21 protein-coding genes and 1 pseudogene are annotated in these 22,002 nt (G+C 59.0%); 10 read left to right on the plus strand and 12 right to left on the minus strand.

What is annotated here, in order from left to right; genetic code table 11:
• Positions 1–25: 25 nt before the first annotated feature.
• Together Q7L55_08170 and Q7L55_08175 are read left to right on the plus strand one after the other, a co-directional pair.
• The gene (locus Q7L55_08170; GenBank protein MDO8732530.1) at positions 26–943 is read left to right on the plus strand and encodes a diacylglycerol kinase family protein; all 918 of its coding nucleotides are present in this window, start codon (positions 26–28) and stop codon (positions 941–943) included.
• 264 nt (positions 944–1,207) lie between these two features.
• The gene (locus Q7L55_08175) at positions 1,208–1,462 is read left to right on the plus strand and encodes a WhiB family transcriptional regulator (protein ID MDO8732531.1); all 255 of its coding nucleotides are present in this window, start codon (positions 1,208–1,210) and stop codon (positions 1,460–1,462) included.
• Here Q7L55_08175 and Q7L55_08180 read toward each other — a convergent pair.
• Genes Q7L55_08180 through Q7L55_08190 form a run of 3 tightly spaced genes read right to left on the minus strand, consistent with a single transcriptional unit; the run spans position 1,454 to position 3,786 of the window.
• Complete coding sequence (locus Q7L55_08180) at positions 1,454–2,890, minus strand: histidine kinase N-terminal domain-containing protein (protein ID MDO8732532.1); 1,437 nt, start codon at positions 2,888–2,890, stop codon at positions 1,454–1,456. The two genes, Q7L55_08175 and Q7L55_08180, sit on opposite strands and share 9 nt — an antisense overlap.
• Before the next feature lie 57 nt (positions 2,891–2,947).
• Positions 2,948–3,208, minus strand: coding sequence for a mycothiol system anti-sigma-R factor (gene rsrA / locus Q7L55_08185; GenBank protein MDO8732533.1), 261 nt, complete (start codon positions 3,206–3,208; stop codon positions 2,948–2,950).
• Positions 3,205–3,786, minus strand: coding sequence for a sigma-70 family RNA polymerase sigma factor (locus Q7L55_08190; protein MDO8732534.1), 582 nt, complete (start codon positions 3,784–3,786; stop codon positions 3,205–3,207). The genes rsrA and Q7L55_08190 overlap by 4 nt, the downstream gene beginning before the upstream one ends.
• A gap of 140 nt (positions 3,787–3,926) precedes the next feature.
• Between Q7L55_08190 and aroA the strand changes: the two genes are divergently transcribed.
• Both aroA and rsgA read left to right on the plus strand, forming a co-directional pair.
• On the plus strand, positions 3,927–5,231 hold the full coding sequence (gene aroA / locus Q7L55_08195; protein MDO8732535.1) for a 3-phosphoshikimate 1-carboxyvinyltransferase: 1,305 nt from the start codon (positions 3,927–3,929) through the stop codon (positions 5,229–5,231).
• 5 nt (positions 5,232–5,236) lie between these two features.
• Positions 5,237–6,259, plus strand: a complete 1,023-nt coding sequence (gene rsgA / locus Q7L55_08200) for a ribosome small subunit-dependent GTPase A (protein MDO8732536.1) — start codon at positions 5,237–5,239, stop codon at positions 6,257–6,259.
• Here rsgA and Q7L55_08205 read toward each other — a convergent pair.
• Positions 6,253–6,711, minus strand: a complete 459-nt coding sequence (locus tag Q7L55_08205) for a hypothetical protein (protein MDO8732537.1) — start codon at positions 6,709–6,711, stop codon at positions 6,253–6,255. The two genes, rsgA and Q7L55_08205, sit on opposite strands and share 7 nt — an antisense overlap.
• 49 nt (positions 6,712–6,760) lie before the next feature.
• Between Q7L55_08205 and Q7L55_08210 the strand changes: the two genes are divergently transcribed.
• Together Q7L55_08210 and Q7L55_08215 are read left to right on the plus strand one after the other, a co-directional pair.
• Positions 6,761–7,558 (plus strand): inositol monophosphatase family protein, encoded by a 798-nt coding sequence (locus Q7L55_08210; protein MDO8732538.1) that lies wholly within the window; start codon positions 6,761–6,763, stop codon positions 7,556–7,558.
• Between the two features lie 57 nt (positions 7,559–7,615).
• Positions 7,616–8,050 (plus strand): CBS domain-containing protein, encoded by a 435-nt coding sequence (locus Q7L55_08215; GenBank protein ID MDO8732539.1) that lies wholly within the window; start codon positions 7,616–7,618, stop codon positions 8,048–8,050.
• On the opposite strand, the gene Q7L55_08220 is transcribed toward Q7L55_08215, so the two are convergent.
• Genes Q7L55_08220 through Q7L55_08235 form a run of 4 tightly spaced genes read right to left on the minus strand, consistent with a single transcriptional unit; the run spans position 8,047 to position 13,563 of the window.
• A complete protein-coding gene (locus tag Q7L55_08220; protein MDO8732540.1) occupies positions 8,047–9,417 on the minus strand; it encodes a cytochrome P450 in 1,371 nt (456 codons plus the stop codon). The two genes, Q7L55_08215 and Q7L55_08220, sit on opposite strands and share 4 nt — an antisense overlap.
• 6 nt (positions 9,418–9,423) lie before the next feature.
• The gene (gene cofH, locus Q7L55_08225) at positions 9,424–11,724 is read right to left on the minus strand and encodes a 5-amino-6-(D-ribitylamino)uracil--L-tyrosine 4-hydroxyphenyl transferase CofH (protein MDO8732541.1); all 2,301 of its coding nucleotides are present in this window, start codon (positions 11,722–11,724) and stop codon (positions 9,424–9,426) included.
• Positions 11,717–12,685, minus strand: a complete 969-nt coding sequence (locus Q7L55_08230) for a cation diffusion facilitator family transporter (protein MDO8732542.1) — start codon at positions 12,683–12,685, stop codon at positions 11,717–11,719. The genes cofH and Q7L55_08230 overlap by 8 nt, the downstream gene beginning before the upstream one ends.
• Before the next feature lie 26 nt (positions 12,686–12,711).
• Positions 12,712–13,563, minus strand: coding sequence for a class III extradiol ring-cleavage dioxygenase (locus tag Q7L55_08235; GenBank protein MDO8732543.1), 852 nt, complete (start codon positions 13,561–13,563; stop codon positions 12,712–12,714).
• A gap of 101 nt (positions 13,564–13,664) precedes the next feature.
• Here Q7L55_08235 and Q7L55_08240 point away from each other — a divergent pair, with 101 nt between their 5' ends.
• Entirely contained in the window at positions 13,665–14,987 is a 1,323-nt protein-coding gene (locus Q7L55_08240) for an MFS transporter (protein ID MDO8732544.1), read from the plus strand.
• On the opposite strand, the gene cysE is transcribed toward Q7L55_08240, so the two are convergent.
• A complete protein-coding gene (gene cysE, locus Q7L55_08245) occupies positions 14,939–15,670 on the minus strand; it encodes a serine O-acetyltransferase (protein ID MDO8732545.1) in 732 nt (243 codons plus the stop codon). The two genes, Q7L55_08240 and cysE, sit on opposite strands and share 49 nt — an antisense overlap.
• An 8-nt stretch (positions 15,671–15,678) precedes the next feature.
• On the minus strand, positions 15,679–16,611 hold the full coding sequence (gene cysK, locus Q7L55_08250; GenBank protein MDO8732546.1) for a cysteine synthase A: 933 nt from the start codon (positions 16,609–16,611) through the stop codon (positions 15,679–15,681).
• 88 nt (positions 16,612–16,699) lie between these two features.
• Between cysK and Q7L55_08255 the strand changes: the two genes are divergently transcribed.
• A complete protein-coding gene (locus tag Q7L55_08255) occupies positions 16,700–18,187 on the plus strand; it encodes a DUF2252 domain-containing protein (protein ID MDO8732547.1) in 1,488 nt (495 codons plus the stop codon).
• Here Q7L55_08255 and Q7L55_08260 read toward each other — a convergent pair.
• Positions 18,168–19,790: pseudogene (locus Q7L55_08260) on the minus strand (MFS transporter). The gene Q7L55_08255 and the pseudogene Q7L55_08260 sit on opposite strands and share 20 nt — an antisense overlap.
• A gap of 97 nt (positions 19,791–19,887) precedes the next feature.
• Here Q7L55_08260 and Q7L55_08265 point away from each other — a divergent pair.
• The gene (locus tag Q7L55_08265; protein ID MDO8732548.1) at positions 19,888–20,556 is read left to right on the plus strand and encodes a hypothetical protein; all 669 of its coding nucleotides are present in this window, start codon (positions 19,888–19,890) and stop codon (positions 20,554–20,556) included.
• 17 nt (positions 20,557–20,573) lie between these two features.
• A complete protein-coding gene (locus Q7L55_08270) occupies positions 20,574–21,626 on the plus strand; it encodes a cation diffusion facilitator family transporter (GenBank protein MDO8732549.1) in 1,053 nt (350 codons plus the stop codon).
• A gap of 16 nt (positions 21,627–21,642) precedes the next feature.
• Here Q7L55_08270 and Q7L55_08275 read toward each other — a convergent pair whose 3' ends face one another.
• A complete protein-coding gene (locus Q7L55_08275; GenBank protein ID MDO8732550.1) occupies positions 21,643–21,912 on the minus strand; it encodes a hypothetical protein in 270 nt (89 codons plus the stop codon).
• Positions 21,913–22,002: the final 90 nt, after the last annotated feature.

The raw sequence follows: 22,002 nt of genomic DNA on the forward strand, positions 1-22,002 counted from the left end.
CTAGCAGCCTCGCTAGGGTGCGTGAATGCGCGCTCTGCTGATTGTGAATCCACAGGCGACCACTACCTCGCGGCGCATGACTGATCTCGTCATCCACGCCTTTGCCGACGCGCTGCAACTTGAAGTCGTCAACACTGAGCATCGCGGCCACGGCATCGCACTGGGCAAACAAGCGCGGGCTGCCGATCTGGATGTAGTCATCACCGTTGGCGGCGATGGCATCATCAACGAAGTGGTGAATGGACTCATCAGCGACGGACCTGCGCCCCGCACTCAGTTGGCGACTTTGCCTGGCGGCAGCGCGAACGTCTTTGCCCGTGCCTTGGGCATTCCCAATGACCTCGTCGAAGCAGGGGCACATCTGCTCGAGGGAATCAAACAAGGCCGCAATCGCACGATCGGCCTTGGTCGAGCTAATGAACGATGGTTCACCGTAAACGCCGGCGTCGGACTGGATGCCGAGGTCATCGCGGCGATGGAGCACAAGCGCCGCCGTGGCCGCAAAGCCTCTCCTTCACGCTACCTCGCAACCATGGCCTCCACGATGATCAAATCGGCTCGTAGTCGGGTTCCGCAACTGACGCTGACGCGGGGCGATCAGGTCATTAACGATGTCTTCTTGAGCTTGGTGCAGAACACCACCCCATGGACCTACTTCGGCAACTGGCCCATTCAGATGTGCCCGGCCGCGGACTTCAATTCAGGCTTGGATCTGTTCGGACTGCGCAAGATCGACGTGCCAACCGCGCTGCAGAGCACCAAGCGGCTCCTTGTTCACCGCAAGCCCAGCGCCCTTTCGTCCGTGATCTCCTGGCATGACGAGCAGGAGTTCACCGTCTCGGCCCTGAAGCCGATGGCATTCCAAATTGATGGTGAAGGGATGGGCGAGGTAACCGAGGTCAGATTCGCGTCCGATCCGGCTGCTCTCACGGTGATTGTCTGAACATATTCCCCTCAAAGCGGAAGAAAGCCGCTTCTGTGATGAAAGTGACAGCCAAAGGGCCGTATTTTTCGGCGCGCCCCTTGCGCGGCTAGCCCGCCCATGTAACCCTTTACTTCGCCCGTTGCTGATCGGCACCGGCCGCCTTCCTCCGGGGGACGACCAGGAGACCCCTAGGGTCGCCCCCATCCGATGGCCGGGGTACGTGAAAGCAATCACGAGCACTGGTAACCCCAGTGCCCTTTTTGATGATGGAGTTGAGTGCGCATGGACTGGCGACACGAGTCAGCCTGCCGAGAGGAAGACCCGGAGCTGTTCTTCCCGATTGGTAACACCGGACCTGCCTTGGTTCAGATCGAGGAAGCCAAAGTTGTTTGCCGTCGTTGTTCCGTCGTCGATGAGTGCCTGCGCTGGGCCCTGGAGACTGGCCAGGATGCTGGCGTCTGGGGTGGCTTGAGCGAGGACGAGCGGCGCGCCCTTAAGCGCCGAAACGCCCGCTTGCGCGCCCGCGGCTCAATCTAGGCTTTCTTCGTCCAAGGGCACGGTAATCATTACCGTGGTGCCGAAATCCACCGAAATCTCAACAGAACCCTGTAATTCGCCCACCAGCGAATGCACGATCTGGAGGCCAAGGCCTCCTGCTACATCCCCGGTTTCGGCGAGGTCTGCAGGCATTCCCAGTCCGTCATCGCACACACAGGTGACCAGCGCATCTGGCTCGCGGCGGACGCGAACCTCAATGACTGATGCCTGGGCATGCTCCACGGCGTTCTGCAGGAGTTCCGAAACGCACATTGCCAGCGGCATCGCGACCTCAGCTCCCAGCAACCCGGCCGAACCCGTCCGTTGGATCGCTGGCGAGGTCGTGCCGCCAAGCGCCGGCGCGAGCTCACGCACAAGCTGAATGATTCGATCGGTCACTTCGTCGAATTCGACTGTCTCGTCTATTTGGCGCGACAAGGTCTCGTGCACCACGGCGATGGCTGCCACTCGAAGCTCAGCTTCGCCCAGAGCAAGCCGAGTCTCCTCGCTTTGGGCTCGCCTGCCCTGCATTCGCAGCAGCGCTGCCACTGTTTGCAGATTGTTCTTCACGCGGTGATGGATTTCACGAATAGTGGTGTCAGCTGACATCAGCGCGCGCTCACGACGACGAACGTCGGTGATGTCTCGCACGAGAATGAGTGCTCCAGGCTCCCGACCGAGAGCGCTCAATGGGATGCCGTGCACGAGTGCGACTGCCCGAGCATTTTCAACCTCTGATTGACCGGCGATCCGGCCGCCAGCAATAAGGGCCAGATTCTGATCCATTGGCCCGTGTCGATGCGAGAGGCGAACTAGCAGGCTTGCCAAGTCGGCACCGACCAAGTCGGCGGCAAGACCCAGACGGCGCAAGACGCTCATGGCATTGGGGCTGGCGTAGGTCACGGTGCCTTCCCCGTTGAGTCGGACAAGTCCATCCCCGACTCGAGGGGATTCGCTCGTCTCCCCCACAAATTCCGGTGGCGGGAAGTCCCCGGCCACCATCATGTGCAGGAGGTCCTCCGAGCAACGCAGGTAGACCTCCTCGAGATGTCCGGCAACACGAGATGCAGGCGAGGAGGACCGGACAATCACGCCGATAACGCGACCATCGGGTTCATGAGACGACTTGATTGGGAAGGCGTTGCCAACGGCTCGACCAAAGTGCAGTGCCTGATCGATCTCAGGAAGCCGGCCGCGTGGCACGAACCGACCGACTAAATCCTCTTCAACAGTCGTTGAAGCTGTAGTTGGTCGCACGAGTGCAGCAGCAAGAGCGCCTGCGTTGTTCCAAGTTGGCACCCACAGCACGAGATCACTCAGCGAGAGATCTGCGATGAGCCCCCAGGCGCCAATGATCTGTTGAAGTCTGTCGACTTCTTCAGGGTGCAGATCAGTGCGTTCCTCTGCCAGTTCTTGGACGGTGCCCACAGCAGTTGAGCGTACGCGGAAGCGTCAATGGAATGACGAAGCGGCGCGGCGCAAGATTCAGTTCGAACGCAGGCTTGCCTGGATCTGGCTGACGATCCGAGTGCGCAGTTCTTGTGGCGTTTCCATCGCAGTGCAACAGCGGCGAATGCGAGCTTGCACGATTTGCTCCGCGGTGTAGTGGTCTGCGCATGGCGGGCACTCCTGCAAATGCACCGTCACTTCAAAGCGATGACCATCATCGATCTCGTTATCGATGTACACCCACATCAGTGACAGCACTTCAACACAAGGCACGTCGTGATGATTGCCGCAACTCATGAACCCACCTCCTGGGCTACAAAGCCGCGCTCGGCAGCGTACTCGCGCAACAGCCCTCGCAGAAGCTTGCGTCCGCGACTCAAGCGAGACATCACCGTGCCAACGGGAGTCTGCATGATCTCGGCGATCTCCTTGTAGGCAAAGCCTTCAACATCGGCGAGATAGACGGCCATCCGAAAGTCATCAGGCAGCGCAGCAAGTGCTTCCACGATCTCTGCGTCAGCAAGATGATCAAGGGCTTCGGCCTCGGCCGAGCGCATGCCCAGGTGCTCGCCAACTTCATTCAACTCACCGTCGGTGAGTTCATCTGCACTGGTCTGAAAGGGCTGACGCTGCTTCTTGCGGTACTGATTGATGTAGCTGTTGGTCAGAATCCGAAACAGCCAAGCGCGAAGGTTGGTGCCTTCGGTGAAGGAATCAAAGGCGGCGAAGGCCTTCAGCGTGGTTTCTTGTACGAGGTCCTCAGCGTCAGCCGGATTGCGAGTCATCCGCAGGGCTGCTCCGTAGAGGGAGTCAAGAAACGGCATGACATCGCGCTCAAAGCGTGCTGCCTTCTCGTCCTTGGTTTCTGTCGTCATCTCTATGGAGCCTACGGTACTCGGATCCAACTTCACGTAGTCCAAGACCTTGAGCACACCTACATGAACGCAAGGGCAGCGAACAGTATTCCCAGCCTCGCTGCCATGGTTGGGCTGATCCGAGCACTACCCTTGAGGCAATGACCGCTCCTTCGCCGCTGCATTGGGACGCGCCCCGGGCCGTCGAGCCGCTTCACGCCACGGTGCGTATCCCCGGTTCGAAATCTGCCACGAACCGAGCCCTGGTCTTGGCAGCCCTTTCCGACGGCCCAAGCACGATCGAGCAGGCACTTGATGCGCGCGATACGCGACTGATGGTCGCTGCCCTTCAGGCACTTGGTGTGGGGATCCAGGTGAGCGAGATCTCTGCAGTGGGCAACGCTCGTGTCCTGGTTACTCCGGGCCGCCTGCTTGGACCCGCAAGCATCGATGTTGGCCTTGCTGGAACCGTGATGAGATTCGTCCCAGCCGTAGCTGCATTGGCCACCGGTGAGATCCACTTCGATGGTGACGAGGGTGCGCGTCGACGGCCGATGGCAACGACCTTGAATGCCTTGCGCGCACTTGGGGTCGGGATCGTTGGATCTGACTCTCTGCCCTTCACAGTGCAGGGCAGAGGTCGGCTGCACGGCGGCGAGATCACGATCGATGCCTCGGCTTCGAGTCAATTTGTCTCGGCCCTGCTGCTTGTGGGAGCTTGCTTCGGTACAGGCCTAACGATCCGGCACGTCGGCGATCCGGTTCCAAGTCAGCCCCACATCGACATGACCATCAGCATGCTTGCTGAGCACGGCGTCACAGTGGAGCGAGAAGACCTCAACACCTGGAAGGTGCGACCTCAGCCGATCAAGGCCGTTGACCGAGTCATCGAGCCGGATCTCTCCAACGCTGCCCCCTTTCTTGCCGCAGCTCTGGTGACAAAAGGCTCAATCACGATCCCTGACTGGCCCACGAACACCACTCAGGCAGGCGACGCACTTCGCGATCTCCTCGGGGCCATGGGCGCAACAATCGCGCATCACGTGGGCGGACTGACCGCTTCAATGAGCGGCGAGATCCACGGCATCGATGTTGATCTCAGCGAAGTCGGTGAACTCACGCCTACCCTTGCGGCACTGGCCTGCCTGGCTGTGAGCGAGAGTCGTTTTCGCGGTATCGGACATCTGCGAGGTCACGAGAGCGATCGACTCGCCGCTCTCACGCACGAGATCAACCACCTCGGCGGCGATGTTGTCGAAACCGCCGACGGTCTGCATATTCGACCCAGTTTCCTACATGCCGGAAGGTTTGCCAGCTACGACGACCATCGCATGGCCACAGCTGGCGCAGTGATCGGACTTCGAATAGGCGGCGTCGAGGTAGAAGACATCAACACCACAGACAAGACCTTGCCCAACTTTGCTCGCAGGTGGGTTTCAATGGTCGAGGGCTCGTCGATGCCGTGACAAATATGAAGACCCACGAACGGTGGGATGAAGATGACGTGCGCATTCGTCCCGGCCGCACGAAGTCCAGGCCGCGGACTAAAGAACGACCGGCTCACACTGAAGCTGAAACCGGAATGGTCATCGCCGTTGATCGCGGTCGCTTCACTGTTGCGCTGAGTTCAGCCAGCGATGAAATCGCCATGGGGAAACAGATCTTCGCCATCAAGTCACGCGAACTGGGACGCAAGGGAATCGTCGTCGGTGATCTCGTTGCCCTCATTGGTTCTGACACTTCTGGCACCGATGACCTCGCGCGCATTGTTCGCAGACAGGAACGCACGTCGAATCTGCGTCGAACTGCCGACGATGTAGATCCGGTGGAACGCATCATCGTCGCCAACGCCAGCCAGATGGCCATAGTGACGTCGACGGCAGATCCCGAGCCTTCATTCGGCTTGATCGACCGAGCGCTCGTGGCGGCCTTCGATGCCGACATCCAACCAATCTTGATCATCACCAAGACTGATCTCGCCAGCCCTGAAGCCTTGTATTCGATGTACGGGCCACTCGACCTGCCGGTATTCACCGTGACGAGTCGGGTGCCGCCCGAAGAGCTGCGCGAGGCCTTGAGTGATGAACTCACCGTTGTGCTCGGCCATTCAGGCGTCGGTAAATCGACTCTCGTAAATGCGATCGTTCCGGGCTCAGCGCGAAGCACGGGTCACGTCAATACCGTGACCGGCAAGGGCCGACATACGTCAACCAGTGCCTTGGCCTTGGCTCTGGTAGGCGGTGGTTGGATCATCGACACTCCAGGCATTCGATCCTTCGGACTCGCGCATGTAGACCCGGACCAATTCATTCGCGCATTCCCAGATCTTGAGCCTGGGATCGCCAACTGTCCCCGCGCGTGCTCGCACGACGAGCCTGATTGCGGACTCAACGAGTGGATCCAACAGCAGCCAGCAAATGTGCAGGATCGCTTGCTGTCGCTTCGTCGACTCTTGACTCAACCGGCGCCGACAGCCCAATCTGACGCCTATTGAAGCAGCGGGATCCATAGGGTTTCAGAACCGCTGTGACCCGCACCTAGCACCTGAATCAAGGCAATGACGCCGAGCAACACCATGACCCCTGCAAACACGTGCACCCACACCGGGCGGGGCCGATTAGCAGGAATGCCTCGATCAACCAGCCAGAACGCGATGACTGCAATGCTGAAAGCGCCGATCCACCAGGGAGCCCGCTCGCCCCAAGCCAAGTGATCCGCGCTCACTCCCACCACGGGTGCCAACTGCTCGCCCGCTTGGCGAGCGATGATTGCCCCCACCAGTCCGAGCACGGCACCAATCGCAATCAGCGGCCCAAATCGTCTTGAGAATTTTGGCCACACAGCAATCAGGAAGGCACCAGCAAAGGTCATCGGCACAACTACCACTACGAGATGTACAACAAGTGGATGCAGAGGTAGGCCACCGACAGTGACGAGATCCGACATACCTCCGGAGCCTACGAGTTTGGTTTGGCTTCGCACTACATTCAGACTCATGTCGACGCGAGCTTCTGAGGCAAGCCTTGCAGGCCTTGCCGACGATCTGTCCCTTGCAATTGCGATGGCCGATGTTGCCGATGCCATCACCATGGATCGATTCGGCTCCGATTCTCTTCAGGTGGAGACCAAGGCCGATCTCACTCCAGTTACCGATGCCGATCGATCAACGGAACAGGCCTTGCGCGAACTCCTGGCCAAACACCGCCCCGGGGACGCGATTCTCGGAGAGGAGTTCGGCTCTACTGATGATTCGAACTCTCGCCAATGGATCTTGGATCCCATCGACGGCACCAAGAATTACCTGCGCGGAGTACCGGTGTGGGCGACCTTGATCGCGCTGAGCATCAATGGCCTGCCTGTGCTTGGCGTCGTCTCTGCACCAGCGCTTGCTCGGCGATGGTGGGCCGCAGTTGGATCCGGCGCCTGGGTGAGTGCAAACACTCACCCGCCAATTGCCTTGCGAGTGAGTCAAATCGAGGCACTCAGCATGGCCTCGCTTTCGTACTCTGATGCGGTCGGATGGACAGCTGGGACTCTGGAGGGATTGTTGAGCTCCACTTACCGGCAGCGGGCATACGGAGATTTTTGGTCGCACATGCTGGTAGCGGAGGGTGCCGTCGACATTGCAGCTGAACCAGAGCTAGGCAGGTGGGATATGGCAGCGCTCATCCCGATAGTGCGCGAAGCCGGAGGCGCAGCGACGGCTTTCGACGGCACCGACCCGATGACAAGCGGTTCGCTGCTCTCAACAAACAGCCGTCTACACGATCAGGTAAAGGAACTCCTCCACTAGTGACTTTCTCGGCGCAGAGGAGCATCATGCAAATACCACGCCGTGGATTGGAGTCACATGCAACTCTCAACGATCTTGGCAAATAAGGGCTCGCACGTGGTCACTATTCGACCCGGAGCAACCGTCTTCGGACTGGCAAGTGTGTTGGCTGAGAACCACATTGGTGCTGCAGTCGTTTCGGAGGACGGCGAGCACATTCTCGGGCTCGCGTCAGAGCGCGATGTCGTGCGCGCAATAGCCGACCGCCTTGAACTCGCACAGACTCAAGTTGCTGAAGTCATGAGTCCGGAAGTCTGCGCCCTACTGGCCACTAACACGGTGGAACATGCAATGGAGGTGATGACGAATCAGCGAGTGCGACACCTGCCGATCGTCGATGAGTCGCTCGCATTGATGGGAATCGTGAGCATTGGCGACCTTGTGAAACTTCGGCTTGATCAACTAGAGGTCGAACGCAGTGCATTGATGGAGTACATCACCAAGGGTGGTTAGTTGCGAGCAACAACCCTGAGTTGCACGCCGCCGATCGGGCGCATCGTGACTGCTGGATCAAATTGAGGAAAGTTCGATCCTGCGGGAAAGACCAATTCGAAGCGCGAGACGAGCCGAGCGAGCAAGGCAATTTGCTCTGCATAGGCGAAATCGCGCCCAATGCACAAGCGCGGACCCGCACCAAAGGGGATATAAGCGGATCGATCGATAGCGCCGTTCAGGAAACGATCCGGCTCGAAGACTTCTGGCCGAGTCCAGTAGTCGGGATGGCGGTGAATCAGATAGGGGCTCATGATGACCAGCGACCCAGCTGGAATTCTGGCCTGCGTCAACTCGTCGTCGATAAGCGCCTTGCGCGTGATCAACCAGGCTGGCGGATAGAGCCGCATCGCTTCGTCAATCACTGCGCGCACCAACGGCAATCGAACAAGGTCGTCCATGGTCATCGTCTGGTCCGTCACAACCGCGTCAACTTCGACGCGAACACGCTTCTGAATGTCCTGGTGCTCCGCGAGAAGGGCAATGCACCAGGTCAATGCAGAAGCCACCGTCTCATGCCCGGCCACAATCATTGTGACGATCTCGTCGCGGATCTGAGATGACGTCAGTCCGCTGCCCGACTCACCCTGCGCCTGTATCAGCAAATCGAGGACATCGTTGGTCCGCGCACTCCCCGGCTCCATTCTTCGAGAACTCAGCAATCGGTCGACGGCACCATCGAGTTCGGCATTTGCTTTGATCAGCTGGCGATTGCGCGGAGTGGGAATCCACGACGGGGGTGTGATCGGTACCCGCGCACGGGCAATGACGACATCCAAGCCTTCAAGAGTGGCATCGACCAGACGTACTGCATCGTCAGATAGATCCTGGCCAAAGAGCGCATGCCCAACCGTCTCCAATGCCACCTTGGCCATCGCATGTCCGACATCGACTACAGAGTCGCGTGGCAAGCACAGCCACTGGTCAACGAGATCGCGACCAGACTGATCCACCTGCAGTACCAACGATGAAAGCCGCTCCTGATGAAAAGCCGGCTGCAGAATGCGTCGATTCCCTCGAGGATCCTGACTTGCCAGGAGACCTTGTCCGGTCACCAGCGCAAGGGCTCGATACTGCAGCGTGTCCTTGGTGTAGTCACGAGAACGATCAACAAGGACTTGACGGACCGCAGCAGGATCAGTGAGCAGGTAGCTGGGCGGACGAGGGATCGGAAATTGCGCGATGTCACCGTATTTGCTCCACACCTCGTGCAGATAGGTCAGTGGATTTCTCCTGATCGCGGCGAAGGCGGCCAGCATTTGCGGGCCGCTTGGTCCGGGAGCGGTTGCAGGAGTGCCGAGATACGAGCGCTTTGGTACGTCGAGCAAGGCGAATCAGCTCAGCACGGAGACGCCGATAGGGACGTACAAAGTTGAACGTTCTTGAACGCTGCGTCCAATTGGCTCGGCGATCGCGGCAAATTCTTCAACGGTGATCCCCTGCCCGTGCGTGGCACCCGCCGCACGAGAGATGTTCTCGTCCATCAAAGTGCCACCAAGATCGTTGACCCCAGCACGAAGCAATTGTTGGGCACCACTAGTGCCAAGCTTGACCCACGACGCCTGGATATTGTCGATAGATCCGTGATACGCAATACGCCCAACGGCGTGCATTAAGACGGTCTCGCGCCATGTTGGTCCGCGGCGAGCGCCCTTCTTCAAATACATCGGTGCGGCCATGTGCACAAATGGAAGTGGAACAAACTCGGTAAAGCCCTGAGTTCTGGCTTGCAATTCGCGAGTGCGGATGAGGTGCCTGGCCCAATGCACTGGTCTTTCGACTGACCCGAACATGATCGTGATATTGGATCGCAATCCGACTTCGTGCGCAGTTTCGTGCACTTCCAGCCATTGCTCGGTATTGACTTTGTCAGGACAGATGATGGCTCGAATCTCATCGTCAAGAATCTCAGCGGCGGTGCCTGGTAAGGACTTCAACCCTGCTTCCCGCAAGGTCGTGAGGAATTCGCGCAGCGGTATGCCAAGACGCCGGGCTCCCTCCCACACCTCCAATGCGGAGAAGGCGTGCAGATGCAGACTCGGCGCAGCGTCACGAACAGCCGCCAAGATGTCGAGGTACGACTGACCATTGAAGTCAGGGTGGATCCCACCTTGCAGGCAGACTTCAGTGGCACCGAGCTCGACTGCCTCCACTGCGCGGGCGGCCACTTCACCAGTAGTCAACAAGTACGGGGCTCCGCGCAGATTCAGGGTTGCTGGACCCTTGGAGAAAGCGCAGAAAGTGCACTTGAAAGTGCAGACGTTGGTGTAATTGATGTTTCGATTGCGTACGTAGGTGACGACTTCGCCTGATACCGCCGCGCGCAATTGATCAGCCAGAGCAGCGATTGCACGCACTTCGGCACCACGAGACTCGAACAAGGTCACCAGTTCAGACTCGCCGGGTACCTGACCTGCCCGCACTCCCTGCAACACCTCCCCGACTGCTCCGCCCACTTCTGCGGCCGGTTCATTGGAGATCAAGATGCCTGGGAGGCGATCCGAACCTGAGTACCACGAGGTAGATCGTCGTCCGATCTGCACGACCTCCGGACCAGTGCCGACATTTGCAGCCTGGGCATATCGCTCAGGGAACATGGCTCCAACATCGTCGCGCCCCAGCGCTTCAGCGTCGCCACGATCTTGCACAGCAAAATGCAATGCGGGGTCAATCCACACATCAGGATTTCTTGCGAATTCAGGGTGGATGGTCAAGCGAGGAACGAGAGAACGGCCTCTTGATTCCACAATTGCGCGGAGATCCTCGATTTGCGGCCACGGCCGTTCTGGGTTCACATGATCGGCGGTGATCGGAGAAATTCCGCCGAAGTCATCAATGCCAGCTTCAAGGAGCGACCCAGCATCCTCTACAAGATTCGGCGGGGCCTGCACATGCACATCTGCCGGCAGGATCGCACGCGCGAGTGCGATTGCATCAAGGTGATCGGCCTCCGGGCACGCTGGCCACAAGCGCATCACTGTGTCTGACTTTGGCATGAAGTTCTGGACGATGACCTCCTGCACGTGACCGTGACGGGCATGAGACGCGGCGATCGCCTCAAGAGCCTCGATACGATCCTCGCGAGTCTCACCAATGCCGACAAGGATTCCGGTGGTGAAGGGAATGCGCAGTTCACCTGCGAACTCAAGAGTTGCCAGGCGCCGCTCAGGAGTCTTGTCCGGAGCTCCCCGATGCGCTGCCAGATCTCCGCGCAGAGTCTCAATCATCATGCCTTGACTTGGCGCGACTTTTCGTAGTCGAGCCAGATCCTCGCGAGATATTGCGCCGGCGTTCGCGTGGGGCAGTAAACCGGTTTCATCGAGCACTGCTTGGCAGGCAGCAACGAGGTAATCAATAGTTGACGAGTAGCCATGCTCATCAAGCCAGTCCCGTGCCACCGGGTAACGATCTTCAGGAGCCTCCCCCAAAGTGAAGAGCGCCTCATGACAACCAAGTTCTGCTCCGGCGCGTGCGATCTCCACTACCTGATCCAGGGTGAGGTAAGGCGCGACATGTGCAGGTGACTGGGCAAAGGTGCAGTAGCCGCAACGATCGCGACACAAGGTGGTCAACGGAATGAAGACCTTGGGCGAATAGGTCACCCTTGTCGACGCGAACTTCGCCACGTTATTCATGAACTGCCGATGGTGGATGCACGAAGCCTTCCGGCTCAATCTGCAAGGTTGAATGAGCAATGTTGAAATGCCCGACGAGGCATGACTGCAGGTCATTCAACAGGATGCTCGTATCGAAGGCCGGCTGCTGGGTACGAACAACAACGTGAGCGCTCATCACCTCTTTGCCCGAAGTGATGGTCCAAGCATGCATATCGTGTACACCAACGACATTCGGCTGGCCCATCAGGTGCTCTCGAACCTCGCTCAGGTTCAAGGATCGGGGCGTGGTCTCCAACAAGATATCGAGGGCTTCCTTGAGCAGAAGCCAAGCTCTGGGCAGGATCATCAACGCAACAGCCACCGAAGCCAGCGGGTCAATGCGATCCCAACCCGTCAGCCAGATCCCGAGCGCCGCCGCGATGACAGCAATCGAGCCGAGCAGATCACCCATCATCTCGAGGTAGGCGCCTTTGAGGTTCAGACTCTGTTTGGCTCCCCCGCTCAGGAGTCTCATTCCAACGATGTTCGCGATCAAGCCGATGGTGGCGAAGCCCAGCATGAGTGGGCCATCAATGGCCGATGGCTGCTGCCAGCGTTGCCATGCTTCAAATGCGATGAGCCCGGCGACCAAGAACAACAGGAGCGAGTTGGCCGCGGCAGCGAGGATTTCCAATCTCAGCAGACCGAAGGTGCGGTGCAAAGTGGCAGGACGCGCAGCCAGGGTCAGCGCAATGAGTGAGATCAGCAAGCCCGTGACGTCGGTCAGCATGTGTCCGGCATCGGCCAGAAGTGCCAGTGAGCCCGAGATCAGGCCGCCAACAATCGAAACGATCAGCACGCCGAACGAGAGCATCAACGCATAGACAAGCCTGCGACGCATCTGTGTTGTGGTCATCTCCCCACCGCCAGGGGCGTGATGATGCGCAGTCACTTCTGAAGTATGTCGCAGAAGGGACAGATTGGACGTGGCTGTGCTCATGCTGACCAACGTGGAAAGGCCAAGGCCTAGGAGAAGGACAAGCTGCGCTTGGAAAGGCCCCAGAAATAGCCGTCGACTTCAGACTGACCAGAACCGGGATCGTTCGCAGCGCCGAGCGCGACGAACAGCGGCACAAAGTGCTCCACCGTGGGATGGGCATATGGCAGCCCGGGGGCTTGCTGCAAATAGTTGGCCAGCGCATCAATGTCGCCGGCCTGTAAAGCCGTCTGAACCCAGAGATCGAAATCTGAGGACCAAGCAGGCACCGCTCCGCTCATCATGCTGGCATCGAGGTACGGCAGCCCATGGGTCATGAAGCCGGAACCGATGATGAGCACGCCTTCTTCACGAAGGGCTTTCAAGCGCTCGCCGACCTTCAAGAGCAAGGCCGGATCATGCGTTGGCAGGCTCACTTGCACGACAGGTACGTCCGCAAGTGGATACATCACTTTCAACGGAACCCAGGTTCCGTGGTCGGTGCCTCGATTGCTCTGGCGCACCCCGCCAAGTCCCGAGAGTTCACCCACCACCCGGGCTGAGAGTGCGGACGCATCGGGGGTGACATATTTCATCGCGTAGAAACGTGGATGGAAACCACCGAAGTCGTAGACGAGCGGAGAGTTTGGGCCGGCGGCAGTTACCGCGATGGGACGGGCTTCCCAATGAGCGCTGATGCAAACGATTCCGGTTGGCTTCGGCATCCGCAAAGCCCAGTCATGCAGTTCGCGCATCCACAGCGGGTTGTCGAACAAAGGAGGTGCTCCATGACTCAAATACAGTGCAGGCATCGAACCGTCGACCCAATCTCGTTGAGCCGAACTTGCCACTAAGGCATCGGCCTCGAACTCGTCGAATGCCGCTCCACCTTCGCTTGCCATGATGCCTCCCGAAATACTTTCGATAACCCATCCAACACCCCTGCTCTCCAGTATGTTCCTTGAGAAAGCAGCGCCCGCAATGGGCAATATGAGGGGAATCCATGGAAGACGAGGGCGCACCGGGATGGCAGCGCAATAACTACGCTTCCATGTTCGCGGTGTTCCTGCTCTGCATCACATTCTCCTTCACAATTCCCTTCCTTCCCCTGTACCTGAATCAGCTTGATTCATCCTTGACCGGCCAACAGGCCGCCCTTTGGGCAGGCATTGCCACCGCTCTTGGCGGGCTTGGCTCCTTCGTCTCAGGGCCGATCTGGGGAATACTCGGTGACCGATACGGACGCAAGCCCATGCTCATCCGCGCCTGTTTCGGCGGCGCAATAGGGCTGACCTTGTTTGGCTTTGCCACCAGCATCTGGCAGGTGGTGGCCATCCGCACCTTTATTGGAATCATGGCTGGCGCCCCGGCTGCCGCCATGGCCCTCATTGCCGCCGGCACCCCGGCTACTCGACTTCCGAAGGCGCTGGGCCAGTTCCAGGGAGCAACCCTGGGTGGGATTGCCCTTGGCCCGGTCATCGCCGCAGTGTTCATCGCTGCTTTCGGCTATCGCCCAACCTTCATCGTTGCCGGAATCCTGATGTTCTCTGGCGCGCTCGTCACCGTCTTCATGATCAAGGAGCCCACCCGAGCTCTGGCGGCCAAGCCCGGGTCAGGCACTCTCGGCCTTCGCACTGTGTTGAAATCCCCGTTGGCCTGGGCCGCTCTCATGCTCGTGCTGCTGCTGAGTTTTGCGGCACCCATGGTTCAACCCGTGCTACCGACGTACATCCTGACTCTACTGCCAGATCCAGAACACGGCGGCACAGTCATCATTGGCTGGATCTTCTTCGGCATGTCTGCGGCCAGCGCGATTGCTGCCGTCTATGCGGGCCGCTTGATCTCCCGTGCCGGCCATCAGCGCATGCTGTTGATTGGCGCCATCGGGATTGCCGTCTTCCTCATTCCGATGGCATTCGTCAATACGGTTCTTGCACTCGCGCTGTTCGCGATCTGCATGTCACTGTTCCAAGGGCTGCTGACGACCAGCGCTGTCTCGCTCCTGCCCACCGTGGTCACGGCCGCAGCCCTGAGCTCAATGTTCGGGCTGTACCAAAGCGTCCAGGCGCTTTCCTCTCAGCTAGGACCAGCCCTTGGCGGCGTGATCGCTGTCCAATTCGGGTACCAAGCGGTCTTCCTCATTGCGGCAGCCGCCCTCATGATTCTCGGACTTCCGATGTTTGTGGTGTTCAAGAGAGTCGCCGCAAAATACAAGGTCGAGGCCGAGCCCGAAGAGGTTCATCCGATCGAGCCTCATATTCAGACTCACACCAAGGATCAGATCGAGAAGTCAGTGGATTCCCAGACTCCATCGACTGGCCGATAGATACCGTCTGGAGCAGCGTGCCCGTGGATTTCGGTCTCCAGGTTTTGCACCCGACCGAGCAGATCCTGCACAGCGCTGCCAACTGGGTCCGGCGCATTGCGATCCTGAGCGTCAAAGCTTGGTCGAGCGGTGTGCACCCCGGCGCGCGCCACTACTTGGCCTGGAACTCCAACAACTACTGAGTCCGGATCCACTGATCGAACGAGCACAGCATTGGCTCCGATGCGCGAATCTGAGCCCACCTCAATATCACCCAGGATTTTGGCGCCAGCGCCGATAGTGACGCGATCACCCACCGTTGGATGCCGCTTGCCAACATTCAAACTGGTGCCACCCAGAGTGACTCCGTGATAGATCGTCACATCAGCACCAACGATTGCCGTCTCACCGATGACCACCCCTGCCCCGTGGTCGATGAACACCCGAGGACCCAAGCTGGCGCCGGGATGGATCTCAACTCCGGTGAGTGCGCGTGCCGCCTGCGATACCGCTCGCGCAGGTAGGTAGGCGCCGGCATTCCAGAGATGGCTGCTCACTCGATGCGCCCACACCGCATGAACGCCGGGATACAGCAGTGCTACTTCGGCAGCCGAACGGGCTGCGGGATCTCGATCAAGCACCGATTGGACATCTTCACGAGCCTGCTCAATGAATGCCTTGATTCCCCGGGGAAGGCGCGCCACAAGGACCGTCAGTCGCCCAGCCCGGCGAACAGGGCGGTAGAGAGATAGCGCTCGCCGAAGTCTGGGATGACGACCACGATCAACTTGCCGTCATTCTCTGGACGCTTGGCAACTTCGATCGCCGCCCATAGAGCAGCTCCGGAAGAGATACCGACTAGCAGGCCCTCTTCTGTGGCAGAACGTCTGGCAGTGGCCATTGCATCGTCGGCTGTGACCTGGACGACCTCGTCGTACACCGTGGTATCGAGAACATCGGGGATGAATCCGGCACCGATGCCCTGAATGGGGTGGGGGCCCTTCTGCCCACCGGAGAGAACCGGCGAGGCAGCAGGCTCGACGGCAATGATCTGGACTCCCGGCTTGCGTTCCTTGAGCACCTGGCCCACACCCGTCACCGTGCCGCCGGTGCCGACTCCGGAAATCAAGATGTCCACCTGTCCTTCGGTATCGTTCCAGATTTCCTCTGCCGTAGTGGCCCGATGGATAGCCGGGTTTGCCGGATTCTGGAACTGCTGTGGCATGAAGTACTTGGGATCTGAATCAGCCAACTCCTTGGCCTTGGCGATCGCGCCCCCCATGCCTTCTGGTCCTGGAGTGAGGATCAACTCGGCCCCATAACCACGCAACACCATGCGCCGCTCCATGCTCATGGTCTCGGGCATCGTCAACACGATCTTGATTCCACGCGCGGCGCACACCATCGCAAGTGCGATGCCAGTGTTGCCACTGGTCGGCTCAACCACGACAGTGTCCGGCCCAATCAGCCCAGCAGCTTGAGCAGCATCGATCATCGAAAGCCCGATGCGGTCCTTCACTGAGTTTGCTGGGTTGAAGAACTCCAACTTCGCAGCAACGGTGGCGCCGGCCCCATCAGTGATGTTTCGGATCTTCACAAGTGGGGTGTTGCCGATCAACTCTGTAATGTCATTCGCAATACGCATGGCCAAATCATGCACTGGTCACATGTGCGAGCGCAGCCGACCCCATGAACTGAGCCGGGCTCCTCCACAAAAGGCCATAATTGCCGACATGACGGAGCGCAGCGACATCGCTTTGACCACGCACGTTCGCAAGGAATCTGTGGCCGAACGAGTCGAGGCCGGCAAACGCGCCCGCAAGGAGCACCCGCGCAGCACGATGGGCAATTGGGAAGTTGCTGCGGATCGTCCCGACCCCGTGGAAATGCTGCGCGAGCAAGAAGCAGTGCGAGTGCAGGAGTTGGTGCCAATCCGGCACGCACGAATGGCCGTGAGCCCATTCACCTTCTATCGCGGCACAGCTGCTGTCATGGCTTATGACCTCGGCACCTATCCCAGCTCCGGGCTCACTACCCAGTTGTGTGGTGATGCCCATTTGTCGAATTTCGGGGTTTTCGCAAGCCCAGATCGTTCGATGCTGTTCGACATCAATGACTTCGACGAGACTCATCCAGGTGCGTTTGACTGGGATGTCGCGCGGATGGTCGCCTCCTTCTACATCGCAGCCACGGACAACCAATTCAGTAGCACTGACCGCCAATTGGCCACGCTTACGGCGGCAGCCTCATATCGCTTGGCGATGGCGCAGTACGCATCGATGAACGACCTCGATATGTGGTACTCGCGCGTCGATGCTGAATTTCTCCTCAATCTCGCGCAAACCGAAGGCGGGAACAAGGCAGCCAAGAACATGGATCGGAATCTGGCCAAGGCCCGCAGCAGAGATCGTTGGTCAGCAATCAACAAGCTCACCATCCAGGCGGACGGGGTTCGCCAGTTTGTCGACGATCCGCCCCTGCTGGTGCGCCTGCCGATGGATGGCGTGATGTGGGAAGTCATCGACGGCATCTTCGAGCAATACCGAATGACCCTCCTCGATGACCGCCGAGAGTTGCTGCGCAAATATCACATAGTCGATTTCGCCCACAAGGTTGTCGGCGTTGGCAGCGTTGGGCTGCGCGCGTTCGTGGTGTTGCTGCAAGGCCGCGATCCTGAGGACCTGCTCGTATTGCAGGTGAAGGAGGCGGTGAGGAGCGTGCTCGAGCCGTATTCGGCTCACTCTCGCTACAAAGACGAAGGCCATCGGGTTGTTGCAGGCCAACGAATGATGCAAGCGGCAAGCGATGTCTTTCTTGGCTGGCTTGTCGGGCCAGCCGGCCGGCATTTCTACGTGCGCCAACTGCGCGACATGAAATGGTCACCAGAGATTTCGACTCTGACGCCGCGAACTCTCGCCGGATACGCGCAGATCTGTGGCAAGACCCTTGCTCGCGGGCATGCCCGCACGGGTGATTCGATCAAGATTGCTTCGTACCTGGGAACGAGCGACGTCTTCGACCAATCGATGGTCGCATTCTCAGAGCGGTATGCCGCACAGGTGGACACCGACTTCGATGCCTTCAAGGCGGCACTCGACGACGGAAGCCTGGCGAACTCCTTGAATGAGAATGATTCAGTGCAGCAGAGTCTGATGGCCGAAGCCGATCTGATGCGTGAGCGGTTCACGCAGGGCGAAGCGACTACGCAGCCACAGGCTTAGTCTCGGCGGTCCCTGGCTGCGCTTCCGGAATGCGAGAGGTGAATAGCAAGGACGCCACCGCGAACAATGCAAGTAAGCCGAGTGCGGCATCAAGACCTTGCACTCTGGCCTCCTCATTCTCCATCACCACGGCATCAGTGACTTCTGGGCTCGCACCTGCCTCCAGCATCGCGGCATTCAAAGCCGTGTCGGAAAGGAAAGGCACGCCGCTGGCGAGTTCGACTCCGGCCTGCTGCTGAATGCTTTCCGGCACTTGTTCATTTGATTGAATCCCAGCAATCAGAGAACCGGTCAAGACTGCGATGAGCACCGATCCAGCAAGCGCCGTTCCAAGTGAGACTCCTAAATTCGTGGCCGTGTTCTGAATACCGCCGACTTCTCCGCTGCGGTTATCGGATACAGCCGAGACTGTCACGCTGCCCAACTGCGAGGCGAGCGAACCCATGCCGAGCGCCATCAGTGCCAAGGGAACCGAGACGACCGCAGCAGTGGCGTCGATATCGATTCCCGATAGCAGCGCCAAGATGCCAAGGAGCATCAGCAACACCCCGATGCGCACCACCCGGCGTGGAGACGCATGTGGCCAAAGCTTCGGAACGCCAACTGCTGCAAGGAGCAGGGCAATCGAGAGCGGCATGAGTCGAACGCCAGTCTCCATTGCCGATAGTTCCAGGACCACAGACAAGAACAACGGGATGACGAAGAAGACTCCCGATTGCAGCAGAAATTGGAAGAAGAACATGATCAGCCCGCCACTGAATTGGCGCGAGCCAAAGATATCCGCACGAACCAATGGCTCCTTGCCTGCGGCAAGCACCCTTTGCTCCCACTGGAAGAACAGCCAGACGATGAAGGAGCCCACGACGATAAGCCAGAAACTAGGCGAAATCCCTGCGATTGAGGGTCCGCCGACTTTCGGGTTGATCCATCCCCATTCGCTGGTGCGCAGCACGCCATAGACGGCCAGACCGAGTCCGGCAATCGAGAGCGCAGTACCGACGAAATCGAGGGGCTTCTTGGTTTCAACCGCGGCATCTGAAACCCGCCGAGACAGCAGCAAGATGATCGCCACGATGAAACTCTCACCGAAGAAGACCCAACGCCATGACAAATAGGTGGTGGCTGCCCCCCGATCAAAGGACCAAGAGCCACGGCGATGGCGCCCGCTGCAGCAATGAGCCCGTACGCGCGCGGTCGATCCTGAGCCTGGAAATTTCTCGCAACCAAGGCAACGATCGCAGGCATGATGAGGGCAGCACCGACGCCTTCGAGCAGAGACCAGCCGAGGAGCAGGGTCGCGAGATTCTGCGCAAGGCCAGTGACGAAGGAGCCGATGGCATAAATGACGCAGCCGATGGCAAAGGCTGCGACGTCCGATATTGCTGCCGATCTTGCCGCCGGTGATCATGAGCGTTGCCATGACGAGGGTGTACATCGTGATGGCCGTTTGAATACCAGTAATCGGCGTATTGAGATCGCTTGCGACAGTGGCCATTGAAACGTTCATCACAGAACTGTCCAGAGTCATGAGAAATTGACCGGCGCCGAGGGTGAGCAACACCAATCCGGAAGCCGCTCCGACGGCAGTACTTCGAGCGGACATGCAAGCTCCTTTTGTTCCCGAACGGATCGTGTCGAACCCTATTGATTTGCATGTGAGTCGTAAGCCTGTTGGCGGCGAACACTCGTAGAGTCGTGGAGTGACTCAGGAGACGCAGGAGCCTCGAGAGTTGGGCGAACGCCGCCTGCCGATGGCCCTAGCTGTGTTGGCAGTTGGTGGACTCGTGCTGATTGTGCCGGAGGAGTTCCGACTTTCCAATGCACTTCACTACGCGTACTGCGCGCTGCTTCTGGTGATGCTGCTCGTCTTGGTCATCGGCGATCCCGGCCGAATGGACAATGAGCACCGCTGGCTGAGAATCGTGAGCGGAGTGCTTATTGCACTGATCACTGGGCTGACCATCATGTCCGCGGGCCGGCTGGTATTGGGCATATTGCAACATGCAGACTTCGCCACACCAGCGCAACTCCTGACCATTGGCGGGGCGATCTGGACGATCAACGTCATCGCTTTTGCACTCTGGTATTGGCATTTGGATTCGGGAGGTCCCGCGGCACGAGCACGCGACGAATTGCCCACGCATCCGGCATTCATCTTTCCCGAACAGAACATCCCAACATTGCTTGCGCAGGGGTGGTATCCAAAATTCGTTGACTACTTAGCTCTGTCGTTCAACACGGCTTTGGCGTTCAGTCCCACTGACGTTGCCGCCATTCGGCATTGGCCAAAGCTCTGCATGATTGTCGAATCGCTCATCTCGTTGGTCTTGGTAGCACTAGTGCTGGCTCGGGCCGTCAACGTTCTGTAGCCAATAGAGTGGCGAACATGGTCGATGAGCCCGCCGAACATGAGGATCACGTCGAATCGCACGACCACAATCACGACCACGAGCACCCCAATTCGATCCTCGCAAGAATCGGCAGCATCTTCATTGCGCATAGCCACGACACAGCAGATTCCTTTGACAGCGCGCTTGAATCCAGTGCCGCGGGCATTCGCGCGGTAAAGCTCAGCTTGCTGGCACTGCTCATCACATCGGCAGTTCAAGCAACAGTCGTTGTCCTCACGAGTTCCGTCGCATTGTTGGCCGACGCCATCCACAATCTTTCTGATGCACTGACCGCCATCCCCCTGTGGATTGCCTTCTCATTGAGCCGCCGCCCCGCTACCCGCCGCTACACCTACGGCTTCGGAAGGGCTGAGGATCTCGCGGGCATTTTCATCATCCTCATGATCGCCCTTTCGGCAGGGGTCGCTGGCTACGAATCACTCAGACGCTTGTTGAATCCCCAGGAGGTCTCCTACCTTGGAGCCGTCATGGCCGCGGGAATCATCGGCTTCGCTGGCAACGAGTTGGTGGCGATCTATCGAATTCGCGTGGGGCGTCGCATTGGCTCAGCTGCGCTGGTGGCCGATGGATTGCACGCCCGTACCGACGCAATCACGTCGCTGGCTGTTGTGATCGGCGCATTTGGAGTACTCATCGGCTTCCCAGCGGCCGACCCGATTGTCGGCCTGCTTGTGACCTTTGCAATTCTGATCGTTCTGTGGCAGGCCATGCGCGATATCTACCGAAGATTGATGGACGCCACGGACCCTGAACTGATCGACGAAGTTGAGGCCGCACTTTCCAAGACGCCGGGCATCGTTGGCATCGACAAAGTCCAGATGCGCTGGGTTGGCCATCGACTGCACGTTGAGATCGCAATCTCCGCTGACCCAAATCTCAGCCTGATTGCCGCACATGACATTGCTCATGAAGCTGAACACGAGCTGCTGCACGGCATTGCTCGCATTGATGAAGTGCAAGTTCACGTAGGGCCCAATGAGACCAAGGGGCCGGAGTTTCATGGTGTCATCGAACATCACCGCGGTTGACCAACGGCAGCCCGACTTACGAGCTTGTCACCTGCTCCTGCGGGCTGTCGCCAAGACCAGAGGCGACCTTGTTCATCTTTGCATCCACTGACACCCGAATGAGGTAACCGATCACTGCCCCGATAATTGCAAAGGGAGCGATTGCCCCACCGGCGCCACCGATCAGCACCGCACCCAGCAAGGCGGCAGTTGCGGGCAACCTCAGCATCGCCGCGGCTGTTGAGCCGATGCCAGCTGCAGCCATCGCGCTGACGGAATCCGTGGGAAGAATGAGGGCGGCAAGCACGCCATGCCTTGATCGGATCGCAGGTAGGTGATGCGCAAGGGCTGGGAATTCATCGCGGTCGGTGCGTGACGAACGAGGTTGTAACTCTCC

Source organism: Actinomycetota bacterium, from assembly GCA_030650795.1.
Classification (GTDB): Bacteria; Actinomycetota; Actinomycetes; order S36-B12; family S36-B12; genus UBA11398.

Excerpts from the sequence above, each read along its gene's own strand:
- Q7L55_08170 (MDO8732530.1), top strand. The coding sequence starts at position 26 with ATGCGCGCTCTGCTGATTGTGAATCCACAGGCGACCACTACCTCGCGG.
- Q7L55_08175 (MDO8732531.1), top strand. The coding sequence starts at position 1,208 with ATGGACTGGCGACACGAGTCAGCCTGCCGAGAGGAAGACCCGGAGCTG.
- rsrA (MDO8732533.1), bottom strand. The coding sequence starts at position 3,208 with ATGAGTTGCGGCAATCATCACGACGTGCCTTGTGTTGAAGTGCTGTCA.
- Q7L55_08190 (MDO8732534.1), bottom strand. The coding sequence starts at position 3,786 with ATGACGACAGAAACCAAGGACGAGAAGGCAGCACGCTTTGAGCGCGAT.
- aroA (MDO8732535.1), top strand. The coding sequence starts at position 3,927 with ATGACCGCTCCTTCGCCGCTGCATTGGGACGCGCCCCGGGCCGTCGAG.
- rsgA (MDO8732536.1), top strand. The coding sequence starts at position 5,237 with ATGAAGACCCACGAACGGTGGGATGAAGATGACGTGCGCATTCGTCCC.
- Q7L55_08205 (MDO8732537.1), bottom strand. The coding sequence starts at position 6,711 with ATGTCGGATCTCGTCACTGTCGGTGGCCTACCTCTGCATCCACTTGTT.
- Q7L55_08210 (MDO8732538.1), top strand. The coding sequence starts at position 6,761 with ATGTCGACGCGAGCTTCTGAGGCAAGCCTTGCAGGCCTTGCCGACGAT.
- Q7L55_08215 (MDO8732539.1), top strand. The coding sequence starts at position 7,616 with ATGCAACTCTCAACGATCTTGGCAAATAAGGGCTCGCACGTGGTCACT.
- cofH (MDO8732541.1), bottom strand. The coding sequence starts at position 11,724 with ATGAATAACGTGGCGAAGTTCGCGTCGACAAGGGTGACCTATTCGCCC.
- Q7L55_08230 (MDO8732542.1), bottom strand. The coding sequence starts at position 12,685 with ATGAGCACAGCCACGTCCAATCTGTCCCTTCTGCGACATACTTCAGAA.
- Q7L55_08235 (MDO8732543.1), bottom strand. The coding sequence starts at position 13,563 with ATGGCAAGCGAAGGTGGAGCGGCATTCGACGAGTTCGAGGCCGATGCC.
- Q7L55_08240 (MDO8732544.1), top strand. The coding sequence starts at position 13,665 with ATGGAAGACGAGGGCGCACCGGGATGGCAGCGCAATAACTACGCTTCC.
- cysK (MDO8732546.1), bottom strand. The coding sequence starts at position 16,611 with ATGCGTATTGCGAATGACATTACAGAGTTGATCGGCAACACCCCACTT.
- Q7L55_08255 (MDO8732547.1), top strand. The coding sequence starts at position 16,700 with ATGACGGAGCGCAGCGACATCGCTTTGACCACGCACGTTCGCAAGGAA.
- Q7L55_08270 (MDO8732549.1), top strand. The coding sequence starts at position 20,574 with ATGGTCGATGAGCCCGCCGAACATGAGGATCACGTCGAATCGCACGAC.